Origin of the sequence: Fructobacillus ficulneus (genome assembly GCF_001047075.2) — a bacterium.
In the GTDB taxonomy this organism is placed as follows: domain Bacteria; phylum Bacillota; class Bacilli; order Lactobacillales; family Lactobacillaceae; genus Fructobacillus; species Fructobacillus ficulneus.
Genome location: NZ_DF968005.1, coordinates 465,468 through 487,651 on the forward strand (window position 1 = coordinate 465,468; position 22,184 = coordinate 487,651).

General features: G+C 43.4%; 22 protein-coding genes and 1 pseudogene. 2 read left to right on the top strand and 21 right to left on the bottom strand.

The features are described 5' to 3' along the window. Positions 1 to 56: 56 nt before the first annotated feature. From AOQ29_RS06810 to AOQ29_RS06895, 18 genes are all read right to left on the bottom strand, one after another. Positions 57 to 1,220: a hydroxymethylglutaryl-CoA synthase gene (locus AOQ29_RS06810; protein ID WP_061993726.1), complete on the bottom strand. Its 1,164-nt coding sequence runs from the start codon at positions 1,218 to 1,220 to the stop codon at positions 57 to 59. A gap of 73 nt (positions 1,221 to 1,293) precedes the next feature. Then, the gene (locus AOQ29_RS06815) at positions 1,294 to 2,919 is read right to left on the bottom strand and encodes an ABC-F family ATP-binding cassette domain-containing protein (RefSeq protein ID WP_061993750.1); all 1,626 of its coding nucleotides are present in this window, start codon (positions 2,917 to 2,919) and stop codon (positions 1,294 to 1,296) included. 92 nt (positions 2,920 to 3,011) lie between these two features. Continuing rightward, complete coding sequence (locus AOQ29_RS06820) at positions 3,012 to 3,407, bottom strand: hypothetical protein (protein ID WP_061993727.1); 396 nt, start codon at positions 3,405 to 3,407, stop codon at positions 3,012 to 3,014. Between the two features lie 65 nt (positions 3,408 to 3,472). Further along, on the bottom strand, positions 3,473 to 4,243 hold the full coding sequence (locus tag AOQ29_RS06825) for an RsmE family RNA methyltransferase (protein ID WP_061993728.1): 771 nt from the start codon (positions 4,241 to 4,243) through the stop codon (positions 3,473 to 3,475). Between the two features lie 22 nt (positions 4,244 to 4,265). Further along, on the bottom strand, positions 4,266 to 5,168 hold the full coding sequence (prmA, locus tag AOQ29_RS06830) for a 50S ribosomal protein L11 methyltransferase (RefSeq protein ID WP_061993729.1): 903 nt from the start codon (positions 5,166 to 5,168) through the stop codon (positions 4,266 to 4,268). An 88-nt stretch (positions 5,169 to 5,256) separates the two neighbouring features. Next, entirely contained in the window at positions 5,257 to 6,384 is a 1,128-nt protein-coding gene (locus tag AOQ29_RS06835; RefSeq protein ID WP_061993730.1) for a zinc-binding alcohol dehydrogenase family protein, read from the bottom strand. Between the two features lie 88 nt (positions 6,385 to 6,472). Then, on the bottom strand, positions 6,473 to 8,326 hold the full coding sequence (gene lepA / locus AOQ29_RS06840; RefSeq protein ID WP_061993731.1) for a translation elongation factor 4: 1,854 nt from the start codon (positions 8,324 to 8,326) through the stop codon (positions 6,473 to 6,475). Positions 8,327 to 8,561: 235 nt separating this feature from the next. Continuing rightward, entirely contained in the window at positions 8,562 to 10,619 is a 2,058-nt protein-coding gene (gene glyS, locus AOQ29_RS06845) for a glycine--tRNA ligase subunit beta (RefSeq protein ID WP_061993732.1), read from the bottom strand. Beyond that, entirely contained in the window at positions 10,619 to 11,566 is a 948-nt protein-coding gene (gene glyQ / locus AOQ29_RS06850; protein ID WP_061993733.1) for a glycine--tRNA ligase subunit alpha, read from the bottom strand. Before glyQ ends, glyS begins: the two co-directional genes overlap by 1 nt. Positions 11,567 to 11,620: 54 nt before the next feature. Then, a complete protein-coding gene (locus AOQ29_RS06855; protein WP_061993734.1) occupies positions 11,621 to 13,081 on the bottom strand; it encodes a DUF2130 domain-containing protein in 1,461 nt (486 codons plus the stop codon). A gap of 220 nt (positions 13,082 to 13,301) precedes the next feature. Then, positions 13,302 to 13,847, bottom strand: coding sequence for a ribosome recycling factor (frr, locus tag AOQ29_RS06860; RefSeq protein WP_061993735.1), 546 nt, complete (start codon positions 13,845 to 13,847; stop codon positions 13,302 to 13,304). Continuing rightward, entirely contained in the window at positions 13,847 to 14,572 is a 726-nt protein-coding gene (gene pyrH / locus AOQ29_RS06865; RefSeq protein ID WP_061993736.1) for a UMP kinase, read from the bottom strand. Before pyrH ends, frr begins: the two co-directional genes overlap by 1 nt. Before the next feature lie 95 nt (positions 14,573 to 14,667). After that, positions 14,668 to 15,552, bottom strand: a complete 885-nt coding sequence (gene tsf, locus AOQ29_RS06870) for a translation elongation factor Ts (protein ID WP_061993737.1) — start codon at positions 15,550 to 15,552, stop codon at positions 14,668 to 14,670. Positions 15,553 to 15,670: 118 nt separating this feature from the next. Further along, positions 15,671 to 16,444 (bottom strand): 30S ribosomal protein S2, encoded by a 774-nt coding sequence (rpsB, locus tag AOQ29_RS06875; RefSeq protein WP_061993738.1) that lies wholly within the window; start codon positions 16,442 to 16,444, stop codon positions 15,671 to 15,673. 226 nt (positions 16,445 to 16,670) lie between these two features. Continuing rightward, complete coding sequence (locus tag AOQ29_RS06880) at positions 16,671 to 17,522, bottom strand: SPFH domain-containing protein (RefSeq protein WP_061993739.1); 852 nt, start codon at positions 17,520 to 17,522, stop codon at positions 16,671 to 16,673. A gap of 11 nt (positions 17,523 to 17,533) precedes the next feature. Then, positions 17,534 to 17,728, bottom strand: a complete 195-nt coding sequence (locus tag AOQ29_RS06885) for a hypothetical protein (protein WP_061993740.1) — start codon at positions 17,726 to 17,728, stop codon at positions 17,534 to 17,536. Between the two features lie 69 nt (positions 17,729 to 17,797). Further along, complete coding sequence (locus AOQ29_RS06890; RefSeq protein ID WP_061993741.1) at positions 17,798 to 18,094, bottom strand: GIY-YIG nuclease family protein; 297 nt, start codon at positions 18,092 to 18,094, stop codon at positions 17,798 to 17,800. A 12-nt stretch (positions 18,095 to 18,106) separates the two neighbouring features. After that, a complete protein-coding gene (locus AOQ29_RS06895; RefSeq protein WP_061993742.1) occupies positions 18,107 to 18,871 on the bottom strand; it encodes a tRNA1(Val) (adenine(37)-N6)-methyltransferase in 765 nt (254 codons plus the stop codon). 71 nt (positions 18,872 to 18,942) lie between these two features. Here AOQ29_RS06895 and AOQ29_RS06900 point away from each other — a divergent pair, with 71 nt between their 5' ends. Beyond that, the gene (locus AOQ29_RS06900) at positions 18,943 to 19,578 is read left to right on the top strand and encodes a lysophospholipid acyltransferase family protein (protein ID WP_061993743.1); all 636 of its coding nucleotides are present in this window, start codon (positions 18,943 to 18,945) and stop codon (positions 19,576 to 19,578) included. A 10-nt stretch (positions 19,579 to 19,588) separates the two neighbouring features. On the opposite strand, the gene AOQ29_RS06905 is transcribed toward AOQ29_RS06900, so the two are convergent. Next, positions 19,589 to 19,810, bottom strand: a complete 222-nt coding sequence (locus AOQ29_RS06905; RefSeq protein ID WP_061993744.1) for a YneF family protein — start codon at positions 19,808 to 19,810, stop codon at positions 19,589 to 19,591. 253 nt (positions 19,811 to 20,063) lie between these two features. Here AOQ29_RS06905 and lexA point away from each other — a divergent pair, with 253 nt between their 5' ends. Next, positions 20,064 to 20,699, top strand: coding sequence for a transcriptional repressor LexA (lexA, locus tag AOQ29_RS06910; protein WP_061993745.1), 636 nt, complete (start codon positions 20,064 to 20,066; stop codon positions 20,697 to 20,699). 112 nt (positions 20,700 to 20,811) lie between these two features. On the opposite strand, the gene AOQ29_RS06915 is transcribed toward lexA, so the two are convergent. Next, positions 20,812 to 21,903, bottom strand: coding sequence for an aspartate-semialdehyde dehydrogenase (locus tag AOQ29_RS06915; RefSeq protein WP_061993746.1), 1,092 nt, complete (start codon positions 21,901 to 21,903; stop codon positions 20,812 to 20,814). A 48-nt stretch (positions 21,904 to 21,951) separates the two neighbouring features. Beyond that, positions 21,952 to 22,184, bottom strand: a pseudogene (locus AOQ29_RS08290) (threonine synthase); the annotation flags it as partial.

Sequence of the window (22,184 nt, forward strand, 5' to 3'; positions counted from 1 at the left end):
AAAAAAACGGCTTGAAAAGCTGAACTTTTCAAGCCATTTATAGTTAATATATGCCTTTAACCAATTCGGTACTGGCGTTCGCCACTTTGCCAACCAAGGAACTGGCATAGGCCGGTTCCAGCTGGTGCTTGTGACTGTGAATCAACGGCTGAATCAAAGAGTTGAGAATTAAAGATTTCTTCATATTCTGCAACACTGACCATCTGACGATGGGCTAACATTCCTGCAACGTCCTGCTGAGCCACCACTTGGTCAAAGCCGTCAGACAATTTAAGCGAAAATAGTTCCGCCTCGGCCCCCGACCCATATGAAAAGACCCCTAATCGTTGGCCAGTCTGCAAGTCACCCTCTTTCAGCAAAGAAAGTAGAGCCAAGTAAACTGAACCAGTATAAAGATTTCCCACCTGGCGGTTATAAACTTGCGAAGCAGCGAGCTGGGCTCGTAGAAATGCTTGACCGTCCGCATCGACTTGGTCCATGATTTGGTCCAAGGCCTTCTTGCCCATCTTGGTATAAGGCAAATGAAAGGCAAAACCAGCCAAATCAGACAACTTCATCCCAGTCTGGTCTTGGTAGCGTTGCCAGAGCGTTAAGAACATTTCCTTGTAGACGTCTGTCGAGAGGTGTCCATCAACTAGAGCAGTTGTCGAGTCGATTGGTCGCCAGAAATCAGCCACATCACGACTCATATAAACAGAATCGGTTGCGATTTCGGCAATGGCCGGGTCGTCAGAAACAACCATTGCGACTGCCCCCGCTCCTTGGGTCACTTCACCCGGGGTTGCTAGACCATAACGGGCGATATCCGCCGCAATCACCAAGACTTTTTTCCCAGGATGCAAAGCAACAAAATCGCGGGCCTGCATCAGCCCATAGGTTCCGGCGTAACAAGCTTGCTTCATCTCAATCGTACGAATAAAGGGTGAAAGCCCCAAAAGTTTTTGGGCAAAAACAGCTGCGGACTTGGAATTATCGACCCCAGATTCCGTGGCAAAGACGACCATTTCGATTTGTTCACGGTCAGCATCCGTTAAGATTTTTTGAGCAGCATTGACGCCCATCGTCACGACATCTTCATAATTTGGCACGATTGTTTGGACTGATTGACCAATCCCAATCGTATACTTATCAGGCTCATCACCCCGGACCTGAGCCAATTCAACCAGGTCCAAAGCTAACCCTGGCGTGTAAAAACCAATCTTATCAATACCAACAGTCATCGCTGTCTCCTCCAAACTGCATTTAAGCAAAAAAGCGCCCAAAAGCGCTTCTTTTTTTATCTTTTAAGTCTTCTTATTCGTACAAAGCCTTAACCTTGGCTTGGATACTGTCAGAAGTAATAAAGTCATCATAAGTTGTGTCCAAACGGTCAACAACACCATTGGCTGAAACTTCAACAATGTGGTTGGCAGTCGTTTCCAAGAACTCGTGATCGTGAGAAGTCATAATCACAGAACCCTTAAAGTCAGCGACAGCATCGTTCAATGACTGAATTGATTCCAAATCCAAGTGATTGGTTGGGTCATCTAGCAACAAGACGTTGGCCTTCAAAAGCATCAACTTTGACAAGACAATTCGAACTTTTTCGCCTCCAGACAAAACCTTGATTTGCTTCAAGGAGTCATCACCCTTAAAGAGCATTTGACCCAACATCCCACGGAGAGATGTGTTGTCCTTTTGTTCTTCTTCAGCGTAATCACGCAACCAATCCAAGATAACCATTTCTTGGTCTTCGAAGTTATCATTCAAATCCTTAGCCAAGTATGATTGAGTGGTTGTCACACCCCAAGTAACGGTTCCTTCATCAGGTTCCATCGTGCCGGCCATGATTTGCATCAAAGTTGTCGTTGCCAAATCTGACCGAGACAAGATCGCCAACTTGTCGCCAGGACGACCAGTAAAGGTAATGTTATCCAAAACCTTTTCACCGTCAATGGTTTTTGAAACGCCTTCAACTCGAACCAAATCATTCCCTAGTTCACGGTTAAGTGGGAAGTTAATGTATGGGTACTTACGTGAAGATGGCTTAATATCATCAAGGGTAATCTTTTCCAATTGCTTCTTACGGGCTGTCGCCTGCTTAGACTTTGAAGCGTTGGCAGAGAAACGCGCCACGAATTCTTGCAATTGCTTAATTTGTTCTTCTTTTTTAGAGTTTTGTTGTGAGGCCAAACGTTGAGCCAATTCGGCTGATTCACGCCAGAAGTCGTAGTTTCCAACGAATGACGTAATCTTACCAAAATCAACATCCAAGATGTTGGTTGAAACAACGTTCAAGAAGTGACGATCGTGGGAAACGACAATGACAAGGTTATCAAAGTCAGCCAAGAAATCTTCCAACCAGCCGATAGTTTGGGCATCCAAACCGTTGGTTGGTTCATCCAAAACCAAGATATCAGGGTTACCAAACAAAGCTTGGGCCAACAAGACCTTAACCTTGTCATTTTCAGTCAATTCACCCATTAGGCTTTGTTGCATTGAGTCATCAATACCTAACTTCGTCAATAATTGAGCGGCTTCAGCTTCGGCATTCCAGCCATCCAATTCTTCAAATTCAGCTGACAAATCACCAACGCGAACACCGTCTTCATCAGAAAAATCAGGCTTAGCATAAATAGCATCCATCTCTGTCTTGACTTGGTGAAGTCGCTCATGTCCCTGAATAACCGTATCCATTACGGTAAAATCATCAAAGGCAAAGTGATCTTGCTGGAGTGATGACATTCGGTCGTTTTGACTGATGTTAATCGTTCCTTCAGTTGGTTCCAATTCACCTTGCAGCAACTTCAAAAAAGTTGATTTTCCAGCGCCATTAGCTCCAATAATCCCGTAAGTGTGGCCGGGTACCAATTTTAAGTTAACGTCCTGGTAAAGCTTCTTACCAGAAAATGAAAATGTCATATCTGCAACGGTGATCAAGAATTCGTCCTCCAAGTGGGTCAAAAGTATAAAATATCCTGCTAATATCATAACAAAAAAACGCCCTCTTTTGGGCGTTTTATCAAAATGCTTTATAGGTTTTTCAAACCGCCATCAATCGGCTGCATGTTTTCGTCTGGGTCAGACCGAGTATCTGTCCAAAAAGTAAAAATGGTTAGGACAAGGTAAAAGACAGCTAGATAGTAACCATATTCCTCATTAACCCAGCCTCCGATACCCGTTGTTACAAGTGCAAAGAGTAGACCTTGTGCAAAAATCCAATAAAAACGCAGACCTTTAACACGAATTTGATAGCCAAAATAAAGAGCAAAGAGGCCATTCAAGACAAAGTAAAGTCCCACTACTTCAGTTGTATCAGACCAGTCGGAGTGATCAGCCATAAAAGGCAACAAAATTGTCACAACGATCATTAGGATTAAGTTATAAAACCAAGCTGTCTGCCGGGCTTTATTCAGCGAGTTAAGCATGAAAAACCTCATTCAAAGTAAAATAGATAAATTCAATTATACGGGTTTAATTATTACTGGGCAAGTCATTTTCCTGTATTGATATCTTTGTTACCAGATTGTTGAAGTTCCAATAAAGTTGATAATCCGGCTAAAAGGTACAACGGTGCAGTTTCAGCCCGCAAAATTCGTGGACCTAGTCCTGCTGGTCTGTAATCTGCCGCAGCCAGTTCAGAAATTTCCTTTTCTGACAAACCACCTTCAGGGCCAAAAACAGCTACAAAGTTATCACCCATCATTGTTCCTTGGGCTACTTCAACCAAAGTGGCTGTTTCCCCCTGCTTGGCTGATTCTTCCCAAGCAACAATTCCTTGATTTTTCGTCAAAGCTAAAACCTCTTGCCAAGTCGTTAACTCAATCGACGGAATCAACAAGCGATGTGATTGCTCTGCGGCATTTTTAGCAATTTTATTGAGTCGGGTTAACCGTTTTTCATTTTGTTTACCCCAGTCAACAACCGTCCGTTCCATCTTGGCTAAGATAATTCGACTAACCCCAAGCTCAGTTGCCTTTTGTACGAGCCAATCCGTCCGGTCATTTTTGACTGGTGAAACAACAATTGTCACTGCTACCGGCAATTCAACCTGTTGGTCGAGGTCCTCTATCACCTCAATCTGGGCTTCTGCATCAGTTAGTGAACTAACCTGGCCAACAACCAAGCGTTGGTTACTAGCAACGAACTCAGCTTTTGTCCCAACTTTAGCCCGCAAAACTCTGGCCAAGTGATGATAATTTTCATTATCAGCCGCCAAGATAAAATTTTGATTAATTTCTTCGTTTAAAAAATAACGATGCATATTTTCTTCCTCAAATTAATTATTAAATAGCTAAGTTATCGACCGGCTTTTGGCTAATAAAAGCATGCCAGGTGCCCTGGTTCAGTTCTTGAATAATCGTTAACCCTTGGTCGCTTAGGGCTTGGGCTACGTCTGCTTTAACGTCATCATAAATACCGGAAACCAAGAAGTAGCCTCCACTCTTTAACAAAGGATAAACCTGAGGGATTAAGGGCGTAATGACATCAGCTAAGATGTTAGCCATGATCAAATCGCTATCAGACCAGGTCGGATCAACATCGGCCATCAAATCTGAGGCAATCACTTCAACATCCTTTGCGACAGGATTTAAATCTAAGTTAGCTTGAGCAGTTACAACCGCCGCCTCATCAATATCGGTTGCCAATAGGTCGCCAACACCTAGGTGTTTAGCAGCCACGGCTAAAACTCCAGACCCTGTCCCAACATCAATTGTCTTTTCACCACCACGAACAACAGCTTCAAGGGCTTGGAGCATCAAAGCAGTTGTCGGATGAGTTCCCGTGCCAAAGGCTTGGTCTGGATCCATGACGATTAAGAGTTCTTGATTTTGGGCCTTTTGATAGTCTTCCCAGGCCGGTACAACTGTAAAATGATTTGTTACTCGGGCTGCATGATAATAATTCTTCCACTCATTTTCCCAGCTCGACGATTCAAGTCGTTCTTGAACAATTGGAGCTGGATTGATTTCTAGGCCTTGTTCCGCCAAAATACCCATCCCAATGGTATAGGTTTGAATCTTATTTTCCCAACCCTCAATTTGATTTTCGTAAATTGTGACTGTTGGTTGATTATTTGCATTGAGACCAAGTTCAACACCATCAGCCCCTAATTCTACCAAGGTGGCTACAGCGATATCTTGCGCTTCCACCGGCACCTGCCAAACTATTTTTTGATATACTTCCATCTTATTTTCCTTCAGTCAAATAAAAACCGGCGGCAAGTCTGCCACCGGTCAAACTAGTTCTGTTATTTTTGGATTTTAGCTAATACCGTTAATCGGCTGAGACTACTTCAACCTTGGCTGGTTCGATCTCAATTGAATCTTCTTCCTCTTCATCCGCTAGAAAATCAATTACGACCTTACCCATCACATGGTGGCTAGCAACGTCCTGGTTAGCCAAACGAATATTATTGGCTGTGAGGCCTCGATAAACCTTAGTAGCAGTTGAACGGATGTAGCCAGCGTCTAGGAGCTCAGCAACCTTTTGAAGAATTTGTCCTTGTTCTTCCAAATTGTAGTTTTCATTACCACGGGCCAGCATAAAGACCCAAGTAAAGGAAACCGCTTTACTCTTTAAATCACCTAAGTCAACTGGCAATGTTGTATCAACAATCGCAGCAATTTTACCATATGGCGCAATCACATCAACCATCAAATCCCAGTAACCAGTAGTATCTTGCAAGTTAGCGATATAGTCAACTTTGGGATAACCCACCGCAGCCAGCTGCTGAACAAGATCTTCATGGTAATCTAAAACAAAATCAGCCCCGAGGTCATGGACCCAATACTTGGACTCTTCATTACCAGCTGTAGCAATGACCGTTAACCCAAGGTATTTGGCCATTTGAATCAAAACCGAACCAACACCGCCGGCCCCATTAATAATTAAGACAGATTGGCCAGCACCAATCCCCTCAATCATTGGTAAATTAAAGCCATGGAACAAGACATCATGGGCAGTGATTGAGGTCAATGGCATCGCCGCAGTATCAATATTATTTAATTTCTTGGGTGCATTGGCAATTAAAGCCGCCTTAACAACCTGATAGGTTGCGTCGGCCCCATCTTGGCGCTGAGTACCTGAGTAAAAAACACGGTCACCAGCGTAGAAAGCATCGACGTCTTTACCAACTGCCTCGACAATCCCAACAACATCCAGACCAAAGACACGAAAAACGCCTTCATCCTGGTAACCAGCCCGCATTTTTGTATCGACCGGATTAACAGCAGAAGCTAGAACACGAACGAGTACCTCGTCTGCAGCTGGCCGGGGCTTGGGGACTTGCCGTTCAATAAAGGCATCATTCGAATCTAAGGAAACATTTCGAACAATTCCGACCGCTGACATCCGTGGTCGGAAGCGGCCAACAAGATTTTGAAAAACATTTTTTAAAGACATCAATCGCTCTCCTTAAAATGGTTATTAGGATTATTTTAAACTTAGGCCCCTATTTTTTCAAACAAATAAAAAAGAATTGCTTTGATCATTAGTTACCGCGAGCATACTTTTCATCATCATCAGTTTGCAAAACGGCCATAAAGGCTTCTTGTGGCACCGTTACCGTTCCCACTGACTTCATCCGAGCCTTACCGCGCTTTTGCTTATCGAGCAGCTTAGCCCGACGGTCTGGGTCACCCGTATGAATCTTAGAGGTAACATCCTTCCGATAGGCCTTAATATTAGTCCGAGCTAAAATCTTATTACCAATGGCAGCCTGAACTGGAATTTCGAAGTTTTGACGCGGAATAATTTCTTTCAATTTAGATGTAATGACCCGTCCTCGTTCGGCCGCAAAGTCACGGTGAACGATAAAGGAAAGTGCATCGACCTTTTCTGAATTCAATAAGATGTCGATTTTAACCAGGTCAGCCTTCCGATAGCCTGACAATTCATAATCCAAAGAAGCATAGCCACGAGTTGAAGACTTTAATTTGTCAAAGAAATTAAAGATAACTTCCGACAATGGTAGGTAATACTTAACATTAACCCGGTTTTCATCCAAGTATTCCATGGTGTCAAACTCACCGCGTTTACGTTGAGCCAGTTCCATCACGGCACCAACGTATTCGTTAGGCACCATAATCTGTCCGTAAATGAAAGGTTCTTGGATTTCTTTGATTTGCTGTGGCTCAGGTAATTCAGATGGGTTTTCAATCATCAAGACTTCATCATCCACAGTCGTAACCTGATAGGTAACAGATGGGGCCGTTGTAACCAAGTCCAAGTCGAACTCCCGTTCCAACCGTTCCTGGATTACATCCATGTGTAAGAGACCAAGGAAACCAACTCGGTATCCAAAACCAAGAGCCTGAGAAGTTTCGGGTTCAAAGGTCAGGGCGGCATCGTTGAGTTGCAATTTTTCCAATGCTTCTCGAAGGTCGCCATACTTGGCGTTATCAGATGGGTAAAGACCAGAGTAAACCATCGGCGTCATCGGTTGATAACCAGCCAATGGTTCGGTGGCCGGGTTGGATACAAGGGTCACCGTATCACCAGAATGAGTTGTCTGAATATCTTTAATCGAAGCCGTCAAATAGCCAACATCACCAGCCATCAAGTAATCGCGCTTTTGAGCGTTAGGTGACATCACCCCAACTTCTGTGACCTCATATTCCGCCCCAGTATTCATCATGCGAACCTTATCACCAGGTCGGACAACACCCTCGCGAACACGAATATTGACCACAACGCCACGATAAGCATCATATTGTGAATCAAAAATTAAAGCACGTAAAGGTGCTTCCAAATCACCATCTGGTGCCGGAAAGTCAGAAACTATCCGTTCCAATAAGGCTGGAATACCAATCCCCTGTTTGGCCGAAACCAAAACCGCGTCTGATGCATCGAGACCAATTAAGTCTTCAATTTCACCTTTGACCATTTCCGGATCAGCAGCCGGCAAATCAATCTTGTTGATGACTGGCAAAATTTCCAAGTCATTTTCAATAGCCAGGTAAACGTTAGCTAACGTCTGTGCTTCGACTCCCTGGGCAGCATCGACAACTAGGATGGCACCTTCAGCAGCGGCCAGCGAGCGAGATACTTCATAAGAAAAATCAACGTGCCCCGGTGTATCAATCAAGTGGAAAATATAGTTTTCGCCATCATTGGCCTGATAGTGGACTTCAACAGCATTCAGCTTGATGGTAATCCCACGTTCCCGCTCCAATTCCATGGTATCGAGCAACTGGTTTTGCATATCACGTTCAGCAACCGTCTGCGTCTGCTCCAAGATTCGGTCGGCAATCGTCGACTTTCCATGATCAATATGGGCGACAATTGAAAAATTACGGATATGTTTTTGTCGTTCTTTTAGTTCTGCTAATGTTAAATCTGCCATTGTTTTCCTGCTTTTTTAAAGTAGTTAGTTAACTTTATTTTACAGGAAAAAGGTCGCTGAAACAAAGTAAATCAAGGATTTGCCGACAATATTTTTATTTTGATAAAGCAAAAATCAACTTGATTACTTAAAGCCCGTACTAAACTTACACTATATCCTAGAAATATTTAAAAGGAAAACCTTAAAAAAGATTGTCCTTTTAGTGATTATTTATATAGTAGACTTATAAGTATGCTTATTTTATAACGATTTGTTCGATATCACCCAAGCCCGAAATCAAAGTATTCAAAGCATTTAATTGAGCATAGCGGTTCTTCTTAACTGCCTTATTATCGTCATTAACCATGGTATGGTCAAAGTAATCAGCAATCACATTTTGCAATTTAGCCAAGGCTTGGTACAAGGCTTCTGCCCCCTGCCCTTCCAAATCAGCTAAGTTCAAATTTTGAGTTGCAGCAAACAAAGCCTTTTCTTGGTCGTTTTCCAAAAGATCAGCCTTGACTGGTGTATCAACTGTTTCCTTAGCGGCTAAGCGACTAACTCGAGAGAGAGCTTCCATGACATCACGGAAATCATCATCTTGGCTGTGTTGAGCCAAAACATTAGTCCGGTCAGCCACATAGACAAAGTCGCCGGTCGTAACATCAGCCGTTCCAGCAGTTACGATATCTGAACGGATACCATCATCGGCAGCCAACTTACGAACTCTGTCCGTCAAGAAAGCAATAATTTGATTCAAGTCAGCATCAGCAGTCTCGGAATTCAAGGCCTTGAATTTTGTCAAAACATCCAACAGATTCAAATGCCAGTCGTGGGCTTCCAAGGTCCGAACAACACCAGTCGCTGCTCGACGCAATCCATAAGGGTCGTTGGCTCCGGAAGGAATCAAATCGGCCGCGAAGAAGGTCACGATGGAATCCAACTTATCGGCAATGGCCAATACAGCCCCAACCTTTGACTCAGCTACAGAACCGGTTGCCGAAGTTGGCATGTAGTGCTCCACAATGGCTTGAGCAACGACATCATTTTCACCAAAGAGCTTGGCATAATGTTCACCCATCACACCTTGCAATTCGTCAAATTCACCAACCATCCCAGTCATCAAATCGAACTTATAAATTTCAGTAGCTCGGTTCAAATCTGATAATTCATCATATGATAAGTCCAAAGCCTGACCAAGTTCACCTGCCAATTCACGGACACGAACCATGTGTTCGTAAACCGTTCCAATCTTTTCATGGAAGACCAATTTCTTAACTCGGTCCATATAGTCGTCAATCGACTTCTGTTGGTCTTCTTGGTAGAAGAAGACCGCATCTTCCAATCGAGCAACCAAGACCTTTTCATTTCCAGCAATCACGTTGTCAATGTTTTCGGCATTTCCATTTCGAACTGATAAGAAGTGTGGCAACAATTCGCCCTCTTCGTTGGTTACAAAGAAGAAGCGCTGATGGTCACGCATTGAAGTGATCAAAACTTCCTTAGGCAAGGCCAAGTACTTGTCGGCAAAGTTACCGGCGAAGGCCGTTGGCCATTCCACAATATTATTGACCTCTTCCAAAAGGTCCTGGGCTTGGTCGGTTGACAGGTCAAGTCCCCACTTTTGGTCGCGAGCAATCGTTTCCAATTGGTCAGTGATTGTCGCCTTGCGCTTATCAGCATCGGCCATCACAAAGGCATCTGCCAAAGTTGCTTCGTAAGATTGGGCGTCACCCACCGTCACGTCTGCATTTGACAAGAAACGGTGACCACGAGTTGTCCGGCCAGTTTGAACATCCAAGACGGTAAAATCAACAACGTCTTCGTCCAACAAAGCCACTAACCAACGAATTGGCCGGATATAAGAGAAACTGTGGTTTCCCCACTTCATGTAGGTTGAAAAAGTCATCTTTTCAACAACTTCTTCGCCCAAATGGCTTAAGATTTCAGCTGCCGGAACACCAGCAATTTCAGTCTTAGCCCAAAGGTAACCATCCTTTTCAACTAAAGCTTCAGGGGTTGTCTTTTGACCACGGGCAAATCCTTGGGCCGCCTTTGACCAATCACCATTATCATCCTTAGCACGATCAACACTAGGACCACGCTTCTCCTCTTGAACGGCCTCTGACCCGGCAGCCAAACCAGTCAATTCAACAGCCAAACGGCGTGGCGTTGAAAATGGCTTAATTGCTTGGTAAGCCAAACGGTGAGTAGCTAGGAAATCACTAACCCGGTCCACTAATTGCTTCTCTGAACTGGTTACCAAGTGGGCTGGCATTTCTTCCAAGCCAATTTCTAAAATAAAGTCTGCCATTAGTCTTGCTCCTCCTTCTTGGCGTACTTACCCTTTGGGCCTAAGTATTTTTCGCGCAATTCTTCATCCTTCAATAATGGGAAACCAAGCTTAGCTCGTTCTTCAATAAAGACCTTTGAAACCTGGCGAGCCATTGTCCGAATGCGGTGCAAGTAACCCGCACGTTCGGTAACAGAAACTGTTCCACGGGCATCTAGCAAGTTAAAGGTATGAGATGACTTCAAAATATAGTCGTAGGCTGGATGAACTAAACCAAGGGCCAAGTTATGCTGAGCTTCTTTTTCAAAATCATCAAAATGCTGCAAAAGCATTTCTTGATTTGATTCTTCAAAAGCGTACTTTGAGTGCTCGTATTCTGGCTCCTTAAAGATATCGCCGTACAAAACGCCATGGCCCCATTCGAGGTCATAGACTGTTGGCACATCTTGGATATAAGAAGCTAATCGTTCCAAACCGTAAGTAATTTCAGAAGTCACAGAATCGACTTCGATTCCACCAACTTGCTGGAAGTAAGTGAATTGAGTCACTTCCATTCCATCAAGCCAAACTTCCCAACCAATCCCGGCAGCACCCATTGAAGGGTTTTCCCAGTTATCTTCCACGAAACGGATATCGTGTTCAAGAGGTTTGATTCCAAGTGCTTCCAAAGAAGCTAAGTAAAGCTCTTGAATGTTGTCTGGTGAGGGCTTCATCACTACTTGGAATTGGTGGTGTTGGAACAACCGGTTTGGGTTGTCACCATAACGTCCATCTGCTGGACGCCGTGATGGTTGCACATAAGCAGCTCGCCATGGTTCTGGACCATTAGCCCGCAAAAATGTATAGGGGCTTTGCGTTCCCGCTCCGACTTCATTGTCGTAAGCTTGCATCAAGTTAGCACCCTTGTCGGCCCAAAATTGTTGCAACGTTAAAATAATGTCTTGTACTGATAACTTTTCACTGGACATGAGTTTCTTTCCTTTAATTCTATTTTTTAGTAATTCCAACCTAACAACCGATGACTAATCGTCGTGCAAGGCGTCAAACTTGGCCCGCATGGTTGGATTGCCCTTCGTCAGTCGGTCAACCTTTAAGTCTTCAAGTTTATTGTTAGCTAAGCGAATTTGATTTTCTGAGGTCGTCAAACTCTTTTTAATATTTTCCATCTGACTGATGGTTCGATCAATTTGTTCAATTGCTTTTTGAAAATTATTTGAGTAGGATGTATAGTTTTTAGCAAACTTTTCCTTGAAGTCATTAATATTATTTTCAAAATTCGTAATATCAATATTTTGGTTACGTTCAACTTCCAACTCTTTTTTATACTGCACAGAATTCAAGGCTGCATTGCGTAAAAGTCCAATAAACTGAACAAAGAACTGAGGCCGAATAACATACATTTTTTCATAATCATGAATTTGAACAATTCCGGTATTATACAGGTCATTATCAGCTTCTAATAAGGAAACTAAGACAGCGTATTCCGTTCCCTTTTCGCGCCGGTCTTTATCAAGTTCCTTGAAGAAATCTTCATTACGGTGTTTTTTCTCGGTGGCATCAGCTTCGTTTTTCATATCAAACATGATGGAAATGAATTCTACCCCATCTTGATAATCTCGGAAAATAAAGTCACCCTTTGACCCCGACTCCTTCGAAACTTCGTTATCTTTTTCAAAGTAGGCATTTGGAAAAGCATAGGGTCGAATCTTATCAAATTCCTGGTGGGCATAAACTTCCAGGCTTTCTCCAATTTCTTTAGTCGACTGTTTGGCCTTAAAGTCCTTATACAATTCAACTTGTTCCTGTGCTAATTTCAGCTGCCCTTCATACTCGGTCTTAACTTGAGTCAAAGCGAGCTGCTTGTCGCGGTCTTGATTTTGTACTTGGTTATTCAAATCCGCCAATTGTTTTTCAAGTTCGACTTGGGTGGTCTGTGCGGCATCCTTTTCCCGCTGGTAGTCAGCCTGCAGTTTTTCCTTTTGTTGGGCTAAGGCCAGGGCTGCCTCTGATTCCTGTTGTTTTTTGGTAGCTACCAAATCGGATTTCAAGGTCGCTAATTCTTCTAGAAGTTGAGCCTTTTCAGCTTGAGCCTGGTCTTTTTCAGCTCGTTTAGCTTTTTCCAAATCAAGGTCGGCTTGACTTTGAACCTTGTCCAGCTGTCGCTTTAACTCAGTCAACTGCTCTTGCAATTGGTTCTTATCCGCTTGAGCTTGGTCTTTTTCAGCCTGCCTAGCCTTCTCTAAATCAAAAGTAGCCTTTTGCTTCTCTTGGTCTAATTGTGCTTGGACTAATTTTTTCTGGTTTTCTTCCCAAGCTAATTTTTCTTGGGCAATTTTCTCAGAAAAAGCACTTTGAACAGCCTGACCTAATTGACTCACATCGACTTGCTGTTCATCCTTCAAATCAAGAGTGTCACCGGCTTTGCCATCTTCATTCAGAACTAAGACCGTTTCTGATTCAAGGTGATACGTTAACTTTGCCATCATCTCTCCCTTCCGACAAAAAAACCGCGGTCAGCAATCCTAATGCCAAAAAAATTTGACATCAGGACGCTCACGCGCGGTTCCACCTGATTTCCAAAGAACAATAAGTTCTTTGACACTTTCACAGTTCTCAGCTCGCCGGGTGCCAAACCGGGTCAAAGCCTTGATTTAATCTAAACATATTATGCCGAATTTCTTAAAAAAGGTCAAGACCAAGAAATTAGATTTTCAACAATTCCGCTTCTTTTTCAGCAGCAATTGTATCGATGGCCTTTGTATTTTCATCCGTCAACTTTTGTGCTTGTTCTTCAGCTTCACGTACTTCGTCTTCCGTCATGTCATCAGCCTTTTTGATAGCATCCATGGCATCACGACGAACGTTACGAACGGCAACCTTTGACTTTTCGGCTTCGGCTTTCACTTCCTTAGCCAATTCCTTACGACGTTCTTCCGTCATTTGTGGAATTGCCAAACGAACGATATTTCCATCAGAAGCTGGGTTTAAGCCCAAATCTGAAACGTTAATTGCAGTCACAATTGCTTCCAAAGCATTCTTGTCGAAGGGTGTAATCAACAACATCCGTGCTTCAGGAACTGAGATTGAAGCCACTTGGTTCAATGGGACCATTGAACCGTAATATTCCACTTGAACACGGTCCAAAATTCGGGGGTTGGCCCGGCCAGTCCGGATTTCTGCTAATTCACGGCGCAATGCATCTTGGGCACCCTTCATTCGTTCTTTTGTACTATTAAAATCAAAAGCCATTACTTTTCTCCTGTCACAGTCGTTCCGATTGCTTCACCTTGGATAACACGTTGGATATTACCAGGTTGGTTCAAGTTAAAGACAACCAGGGGCATGTTATTTTCCATCGAAAGTGATGAGGCCGTTGAATCCATGACCTTCAAGCCCTTCTTCAAAATATCCAAGTGGGTCAAAGTTTCAAACTTCGTTGCATTTGGGTTTGTCCGAGGATCATCATCATAGACACCATCAACACCGTTTTTGGCCATCAAAATTGCATCCGCATTGATTTCATTGGCGCGCAAAGCGGCAGTCGTGTCTGTTGAGAAGTATGGTGAGCCGACACCGGCAGCAAAAATTACAATCCGGCCCTTTTCAAGGTGGCGGATTGCCCGACCACGAATATATGGTTCGGCAATTTGTTGCATCGTAATAGCAGTTTGAACGCGAGTATCGACACCGGCACGTTCCAAGGCATCCTGCAAAACCAAGGCATTCATGGTTGTACCGAGCATGCCAGTATAGTCAGCTCGTGACCGTTCCATCCCAACTCGTGAAGCAGGTTCGCCCCGCCATAGGTTTCCACCACCAACAACGATGGCGATTTGAGTGCCCATATCATGAACCGTTTTGATTTCTTGAGCAATTTGAGCCACAGTGTCGAGGTCAATTCCTTGACCCTTATCTCCTGCCAAAGCTTCACCAGAAAGCTTCATCAGTACACGTTTATATTTAGTATCCGTCATGGTTCTCCTCTTTCTTATCGCATCTATTATAACATAGCAAATAAGAGTTCATTTCATAAAAAAAGTGTCCAAATTGATGGACACTCTGATAAAACTTAGTTATTGATTTGCTTAGCAACTTCTTCGGCCAAGTTAGTCGTTTGCTTTTCGATACCTTCACCAACTTGGTAGCGAACAAATGACTTAATTGTCATGCCGTTTTGCTTAACGAATTCAGCAACCTTCAAGTCACCGTTCTTAACAAAGTCTTGGTCCAACAAAGTGATGTCAGCCAAGAACTTCTTGATACGTCCTTCAACCATCTTTTCCTTGATGTTGTCAGGCTTACCATTCAAGTCTTCAGAAGCCAATTGAACTTCCTTTTCCTTGGCGATAACATCAGCAGGAACTTCTGCATCAGAAACGAATTGTGGTGCAATGGCAGCGATGTGCATTGCGACGTCACGAGCTGCATCAGCATCTGAACCAGTCAAAACAGCCAAAGCTGAGATTGAACCACCCATGTGTGAGTATGCGCCAAAGACTTCATCAGCTGACTTGTCAGCAGTTGCGAAACGACGCAAAGTAATCTTTTCACCAGTGATTTGTGAAACGTTGATGATCTTGTCGTTCAAAGTCCGACCTTCTTCACCAGCAACTGGCAATGCCAAGGCTGCTTCAACATCAGCAGGTTGGGCATCCAAGATTGTCTTAGCAACAGTAACAAGCAAATCGTTAAATTCCTTGTTTCCAGCCACGAAATCAGTTTCTGAGTTCAATTCGATGATGGCAGCCTTGTCGCCTTCAGTCATAACGTAAGTCATTCCTTCAGCAGCAACACGGTCACCCTTCTTAGCGGCCTTTGCCATTCCCTTTTCACGCAACAAATCAATTGCCTTTTCGATGTCGCCTTCAGCTTCAACCAAAGCCTTCTTAGCATCCATCATTCCAACTGATGTCTTGTCACGTAATTCCTTAACCATCTTTGCAGTAACAGCCATTGCAAATGCTCCTTTAAATTCTTACTTTAATAGTAATACCAATAATATAGAAAAAAGCCGTCCAGCGTCCCAAGCAAGGTCCACCGGAACGGCAAATCATCCAACTAACTAAGTTAGTTTAGTTGTCTTTTTCAACAATAGTAGTGATTTCTTCGATTGATTCTGTTTGTTCGTCACCTTCGATGAAAGCATCTTCAGCAACGTTATCTTGACCTTGACGGCCTTCGATAACGGCATCAGCCATCTTAGCAGTGATCAAACGGATGGCACGAATAGCGTCATCGTTTGCAGGAATCTTAACGTCAACATCATCAGGATCGGCGTTAGTGTCAATCATAGCTACAACAGGGATGTTGAGCATGTTGGCTTCCTTAACAGCGATTTCTTCCTTCTTAGGGTCAACTACGAACAAGACATCAGGCAAGTCCTTCATGTCTTCGATTCCGCCCAAGAACTTTTCCAACTTTTCGCGTTGCTTGTTCAACAACACAACTTCCTTCTTAGGAAGTTGTTCGAAAGTACCGTCTTCGGCCATAGCCTTCAAGTCCTTCAAACGCTTAACACGAGTCTTGATAGTGTTCCAGTTAGTCAAAGTTCCACCCAACCAACGGTGGTTGATGTAGAATTGACCGGCACGAGTAGCTTCTTCAGCGATTGCGTCAGATGCTTGCTTCTTAGTACCAACAAACAAGATGTTAGCGCCATCAGCAGATGCGTTACGGATAAAGTTGTAAGCTTCATCGATCAACTTAACAGTCTTTTGCAAGTCGATGATGTGAATGCCGTTACGTTCCGTAAAGATGAATGGTGCCATCTTTGGGTTCCAACGACGTGTTTGATGTCCAAAGTGAACTCCTGCTTCGAGGAGTTCCTTCATTGTAATAACTGCCATTATTGGCCTCCTAGGTTAAACCTCCGGTAAATTCTTGGTCCGCACTGACAAATAAATGCACCTGTGCGTTCTCGTTTACCGTGTGTATTTTTGTTGTTCTCACAACAGATATCATTTTACTCGAGCTAGTATGGAATTGCAAGTCTTTTTTACTTCAATAACCCCAGTCCAGCCCCTTCAAATTAAAAATCACCGCCATGATTTTTACCATGGTGGTGATTAGTATTTAATCTTTTAGTTCTCGACCCAACATCTTGGCCAAAACAGCGTTTTGTCCGGTTTGGTCTAAATCTTGACCATTCGTAACAACTAAGTTGGTATCCGAATTAGCTAAGGCCTCAAAAGCGTTGATTGATTGGTTATTAAAGTAGTTTTGGTCAGCATTCTTCAAAGCTGCTTGAACTTTATCAATTCGATAGCTTTCAGCATCGGCCCGGGTCTTAGTTGCCTGGGCATTAGCTGTCGCTGTGGCAATCAAAGCTTCGTTATTGGCTTGGGCTCGAAGTTCAATTGACTTTGCCTCACCTTGAGCTTGTGAAATCGCAGCAACTCGTTCCCGGTCAGCCTTTAATTGCGTATCCATTGAGGCTTGAATGGCAGCACTAGGCTTTAATTCATCAATGTTGATTCGGTCAACATTAATACCGTAGGTATTCGTTAAATCACCAATTGCAGTGGCGAGGTCCTTGTTAATTTGGCTAGTTGAACCCAAAGCTTGGTTCAAATCCATCCGACCGATGATATCACGCAAGTGGCCTCGAACCAATTGTTGCATTGATTCGATAGAATTCGTATTTTCATAGGAATACTTGACTGGGTCAGTGATGTGGAAGTTCAAAGTAACCGTTGCACCGATATCAGCGTTATCTTTTGTGATAACTGAATATCCGGCCAACTTAAGTGGTTGCAAGGCCAAAGAAACGACCCGGATTTTTTGAATCAATGGCAAACGGAAGTTCAACCCCGTCTGACGGGTCGTTGAATACTTACCTAGCGTTTCCAAAAGGCCAACGCAGTTTTGTGGCACAATCCGAAAACTCAAAGCGACTATGACGATGATAAATGGGATTAAAATCATTGTTCCATCCTTTATAGAGGGGTAATTGTCAAAACGTTACCAGCAACTGCCGACACTTGATATTTCTCTTCAGGTCGGATTACTGCACCATCTGACAGAGCGTAATGGTAGTAATTCCCAATAACAGACACTAGTCCTGCTTTTTGGTCAAAATCAGCATAACTTACCTGCCGGCCGACAATCTGGCTCATTTCAAATGTCGTCATTGATGTCACCACCTTAATTATTCTAGGTCCATTTTAGCATGGTCAAATCAAAATTAACATTGTTCGCCCTCACTTAGACCAAATTTTCGGATTAACAGCGTGGTCGACCAAAAAATCTTCTTTTGCCTTGCGAGTCAAATGTTTAAAAGTGGCCTCGGCCGATAAGGCATCATGCTTTGTCGCAAATGTTTCCTGGTAAATCAACTGTAAGGGGTGGCGGGATTTAACCCTGGTAAACTTCGCACCCTTACCAGCCTGATGAGTTAGAAAGCGACGGTGAGCATCATCTGAAAAGCCACCATAAAAGTAGCCATCAGCCGTGTACAGGACGTAGAAATCATAAGTTTTTTCATTTTCTGCCGTCATTTTTCTTTCCTTTTAATCCTGCCAAGCAGACCCATACAAGATTTCCTGGACTTGGTCCGTATAGTCATCATTGTCCGTATAAGCAATAATTGGTGGCAAAATCCGCACCCCACCTGGCCGACCACCCTTAATGGCTTCGACCAAAACCATATTGGCCTCACGTCCCTCTTTGCCATAGACAAATTGGATACGCTTGATTTCCAACTTACGAGCAGCTAGGGCTGCCATAATATCGTTCAACCGATCTGGCCGGTGGACTAGGTAAAACTTACCATTATTTTTTAAGAGCTTGTTAGCAACCTGGGCCAACCGTGGTAAATCAATGGCAATTTCATGACGGGCTAGTTGGTAATGTTCATCAAGATTTTGCTTTGTGGTTTCGTTGACCGAAAAGTACGGTGGGTTCGACAAAACAGTATCAACCGATCCAGGTTTAATTTCGTCAAAAATTTCTTGCATATCTGAATTTAAAACGGAGACCCGGTCGTTCAAATCGTTCAAAGCGACCGATCGTGCGGCCATCTCGGCCAGGTCTTTCTGCAACTCAACTAATTTAACCGTGCCCGTTGTCTTGGCCGCGTAAAAAAGACCGATTGCACCTGTTCCAGCACCTAAGTCCACTGATAATCCCCGCCCCCGTTGCTTGGGTTTGGCAAAGTAAGCCAGCAAAACAGCATCTAATGAATAGGAAAACATATCGGGGTTTTGGATAATTTTAATTTGTTGCGAAGGGAGGCCGTCGATTCGTTCGCCGACCCGTAATTGTGCGTCTGTCATTTCTCTTAGTTGCCTTTTTCAATTAAAGTAAGTAAAATTAGTTCGTTAAGTAATAAGAAAGGGACAAGCAGATGCTATTCTATCGCTTTATCCGTGTTTTCGTTGTTAGTTTTGTCGGCCTAATCAACGGCCGTGTCACGTACCTTCATAAGGACCGCTTGCCAAAGGATGATAACTTCGTCTTAGTTGGCCCTCACCGTACTTGGTGGGATCCCGTTTGGTATGCCATGGCTTCTTACCCAAAGAAATTTATTTTCATGGCTAAAAAGGAACTGTTCAAGAATCCTGCCATGCGAATACTAATCGAGACCCTTGGTGCCTTTCCAGTTGACCGGAAAAACGTCGGCACTGATACGATTAAGTACCCCATTAATGAATTGAAGAATGGAAACCGATCACTGATTATGTTTCCAACCGGATCACGCCATTCTCAAAGCCTAAAGTCAGGGTCAATCTTGATTGCTAAGCTCTCGAAAAAGCCAATCGTGCCAGCCGTTTATCAAGGACCTGTGAAGTTTTCACACCTTTTCAAACGCAATAATACCACAATTAGTTTTGGTGAACCAATCATCATCGATCCTAAGGCTCGACTAACGGATGAAAAGATTGCGGAATATAATGAAAAAATCCAAGCTTCATTTGATGCATTGGATAAGGAAATTAACCCTAACTGGGTTTATGTTGATCCAAAACAGCAAAAAAAATAAGCCAAACGGCTTATTTTTTTTGTCCTTTAGCACTTTGGGCCTTCATTTGAGCCATCATTTGGTTCAACTTCTTTTGTGAAGGCTTCTGTCCCATTGACATCATCATTGACTTCATCATTTCTTCTGAAATTGGTGGGTTCTTTGCCAAGTATGACTTCATTGTGTAGCGAGCAAGGAAAAATCCACCCGCAAGGCCTACAACCAAGGCCAAAATTCCAACTAATACAACCATTGTGGTCTCCTTTGGTTACGTAAAATCTATAAATGATTATAACATAAAGCCAGTCTAGGCAGTAACTTTTTCACAAAACGGTGGAAAACCGGACAAAACTTCAGTTTTTCATTCGCTTATCCCCTTTTCTTAAACATTATGACACTATCCTTTCAAACTTTGACTTTTCTTGAAAAATGTTGCGAACATTTGTTTGCTTTTTAAATGAAAATTCGCTAAGATAAACGTAGCAATGACAGGTAGGAAAGTACATATGGCCAGTTCTGATTCAAAACAAATTCAAGTTCTCAGATTCATTCACGACTACCAAGGGAAAAATGGGTTCCCACCCACTATCCGTGAAATTGGTGAAGCAGTCGGTTTGTCTTCTTCGTCGACCATCCATGGTCATATTGCCCGCTTAATTAAGCATGGGTACTTAGAAAAAAAGGGCGAAGGAACGAAAGCTCGAGCAATCGAGGTTACACCTCAAGGCTTTGAAATCCTCGGCATTTCAGCAACCGCTGGAAAAATACCAGTGCTCGGTCTAGTGACTGCTGGACAACCTATCTTAGCAGTTGAACAACAGGCTACTGAATTCTTCCCCATTCCTGAAGACTTGATTCCTTACGATGGTGATTTGTTCATGTTAAATGTCCGTGGTGAATCAATGATTAACATTGGCATCCTTGACGGCGATAAGGTCATTGTCCGTCGCCAACAAAATGCCGATAACGGTGATATCGTTGTTGCAATGAATGAAGATAACGAAGCAACCGTCAAGCGGTTCTTTAAAGAAGGTGGCCACTACCGTCTTCAACCCGAAAATGATACAATGCCCCCCATCATTCTCAGTTCAGTTTCCATTCTTGGAAAAGTCGTTTCTCTTTATCGTGACGCCATTTATTAACATTACTTTAGCCAGGCCTGACAAATCATTGTCAGGCTTTTTATTTGAAATTATTCCCACTAAAAAACGGGCTACCACATGGTAGTCCGTTTTAAAATAAAATGACTTTAGCTTAGGCAAAAGTACTTTGGTCAGGAACACGGACAAGGTCCATATCAACCAACCGTTCAGCAATTTCAACTGTGTTCCAAGCGGCACCCTTCAACAAGTTATCAGAAACAACCCAAAGGTGGAAAGCTCCTGGATTTTCCAAGTCAGGTCGAATTCGACCAACAAAGGTTTCGCGACGGCCCTCAGCTAAAATTGGTTGTGGGTATGTTTGTGTTGCTGGATCGTCTTGTAAGACTACTTGATCGGCATCGGCCAGGATGGCACGAATTTGATCAGCGGTTGCGTTTTCATCACCAGTCTCGATATAAACACTTTCACCGTGGCCAATCATAACCGGTACTCGAACGGCCGTACCCGTAACCTTAATGTCCTTAGCGTTCTTATCACCCAAGATGATCTTCTTCGTCTCATGAATCATCTTGTATTCTTCATGAGTATAGCCCTCTTCTTCGAAAACATCGATTTGAGGCAAAAGGTTAAAGGCTAATGGATAATGTTTCTTATCACCCTTAACTGGCAAAACATGGGCTAAATCAGCCATATCTTCGCCCAAGAGACGAGCTTGGGCTTCTGCCAAGACTTCATCCATTGCAGCCTTACCTGCTCCAGAAGCAGCTTGATAAGTTGAAATAATGACCTGCTTCAAACCAAACTTTTCAAAAACTAGGTTTAAAGCAACTACCAACTGAATAGTTGAACAGTTCGGGTTAGCAATAATACCTTGATGGTCCTTCAAGGCTGCTGAGTTAACCTCAGGAACAACCAATGGGACATTATCGTTCATCCGCCAGTATGAAGAGTTATCAACCACAACGGCCCCTGCCTTTACGGCTGCGGGTGCCAAGGCTTTTGAAGTCGAACCACCGGCTGAAGCTAAAACAATATCAACTCCAGCAAATGAATCTTCCGTGGCTTCTTCAACTGTTAGCTCACCATCTTTAAATGGTACCGTTTGACCGGCAGACCGAGCGGAGGCTAAGGCCTTTACTTGGTCAAAGGGAATTGTTGACTTAGCCAATTGGTCCAAAATCCGACGACCAACGGCCCCCGTTGCTCCAAGAACTGCAACATTATACGCTTGCTTTGCTACCATGATAAAAATTTCTCCTTCTCTGAAAAAAACTTAGATCGATATTACTGATTACTCACTTAAGGCTGTTTCAATTTGTTTTTGAATGTCTTGAGCTTGAATGACTGTTTTGTGGCGAATTGGTCGGTCAAATAAAGTCTGAACTTGCTTTGGCACCGCAGTTTTTGTTGCTTGAGCCAAGGCAGTCAATCCACCTTCGCCATCAACTACCGGCTTACCTAAGGCCTGCAAAACAGTTTGCGGGAACTTGTATGGGCTAGCTGTTGCCGCCAATAAGGTTTGGT

Coding starts and splice junctions, on each gene's coding strand:
- AOQ29_RS06810 (WP_061993726.1), bottom strand. CDS start 1,220: ATGACTGTTGGTATTGATAAGATTGGTTTTTACACGCCAGGGTTAGCT.
- AOQ29_RS06820 (WP_061993727.1), bottom strand. CDS start 3,407: ATGCTTAACTCGCTGAATAAAGCCCGGCAGACAGCTTGGTTTTATAAC.
- AOQ29_RS06825 (WP_061993728.1), bottom strand. CDS start 4,243: ATGCATCGTTATTTTTTAAACGAAGAAATTAATCAAAATTTTATCTTG.
- prmA (WP_061993729.1), bottom strand. CDS start 5,168: ATGGAAGTATATCAAAAAATAGTTTGGCAGGTGCCGGTGGAAGCGCAA.
- AOQ29_RS06835 (WP_061993730.1), bottom strand. CDS start 6,384: ATGTCTTTAAAAAATGTTTTTCAAAATCTTGTTGGCCGCTTCCGACCA.
- lepA (WP_061993731.1), bottom strand. CDS start 8,326: ATGGCAGATTTAACATTAGCAGAACTAAAAGAACGACAAAAACATATC.
- glyS (WP_061993732.1), bottom strand. CDS start 10,619: ATGGCAGACTTTATTTTAGAAATTGGCTTGGAAGAAATGCCAGCCCAC.
- glyQ (WP_061993733.1), bottom strand. CDS start 11,566: ATGTCCAGTGAAAAGTTATCAGTACAAGACATTATTTTAACGTTGCAA.
- AOQ29_RS06855 (WP_061993734.1), bottom strand. CDS start 13,081: ATGGCAAAGTTAACGTATCACCTTGAATCAGAAACGGTCTTAGTTCTG.
- frr (WP_061993735.1), bottom strand. CDS start 13,847: ATGGCTTTTGATTTTAATAGTACAAAAGAACGAATGAAGGGTGCCCAA.
- pyrH (WP_061993736.1), bottom strand. CDS start 14,572: ATGACGGATACTAAATATAAACGTGTACTGATGAAGCTTTCTGGTGAA.
- tsf (WP_061993737.1), bottom strand. CDS start 15,552: ATGGCTGTTACTGCAAAGATGGTTAAGGAATTACGTGACAAGACATCA.
- rpsB (WP_061993738.1), bottom strand. CDS start 16,444: ATGGCAGTTATTACAATGAAGGAACTCCTCGAAGCAGGAGTTCACTTT.
- AOQ29_RS06880 (WP_061993739.1), bottom strand. CDS start 17,522: ATGATTTTAATCCCATTTATCATCGTCATAGTCGCTTTGAGTTTTCGG.
- AOQ29_RS06885 (WP_061993740.1), bottom strand. CDS start 17,728: ATGACGACATTTGAAATGAGCCAGATTGTCGGCCGGCAGGTAAGTTAT.
- AOQ29_RS06890 (WP_061993741.1), bottom strand. CDS start 18,094: ATGACGGCAGAAAATGAAAAAACTTATGATTTCTACGTCCTGTACACG.
- AOQ29_RS06895 (WP_061993742.1), bottom strand. CDS start 18,871: ATGACAGACGCACAATTACGGGTCGGCGAACGAATCGACGGCCTCCCT.
- AOQ29_RS06900 (WP_061993743.1), top strand. CDS start 18,943: ATGCTATTCTATCGCTTTATCCGTGTTTTCGTTGTTAGTTTTGTCGGC.
- AOQ29_RS06905 (WP_061993744.1), bottom strand. CDS start 19,810: ATGGTTGTATTAGTTGGAATTTTGGCCTTGGTTGTAGGCCTTGCGGGT.
- lexA (WP_061993745.1), top strand. CDS start 20,064: ATGGCCAGTTCTGATTCAAAACAAATTCAAGTTCTCAGATTCATTCAC.
- AOQ29_RS06915 (WP_061993746.1), bottom strand. CDS start 21,903: ATGGTAGCAAAGCAAGCGTATAATGTTGCAGTTCTTGGAGCAACGGGG.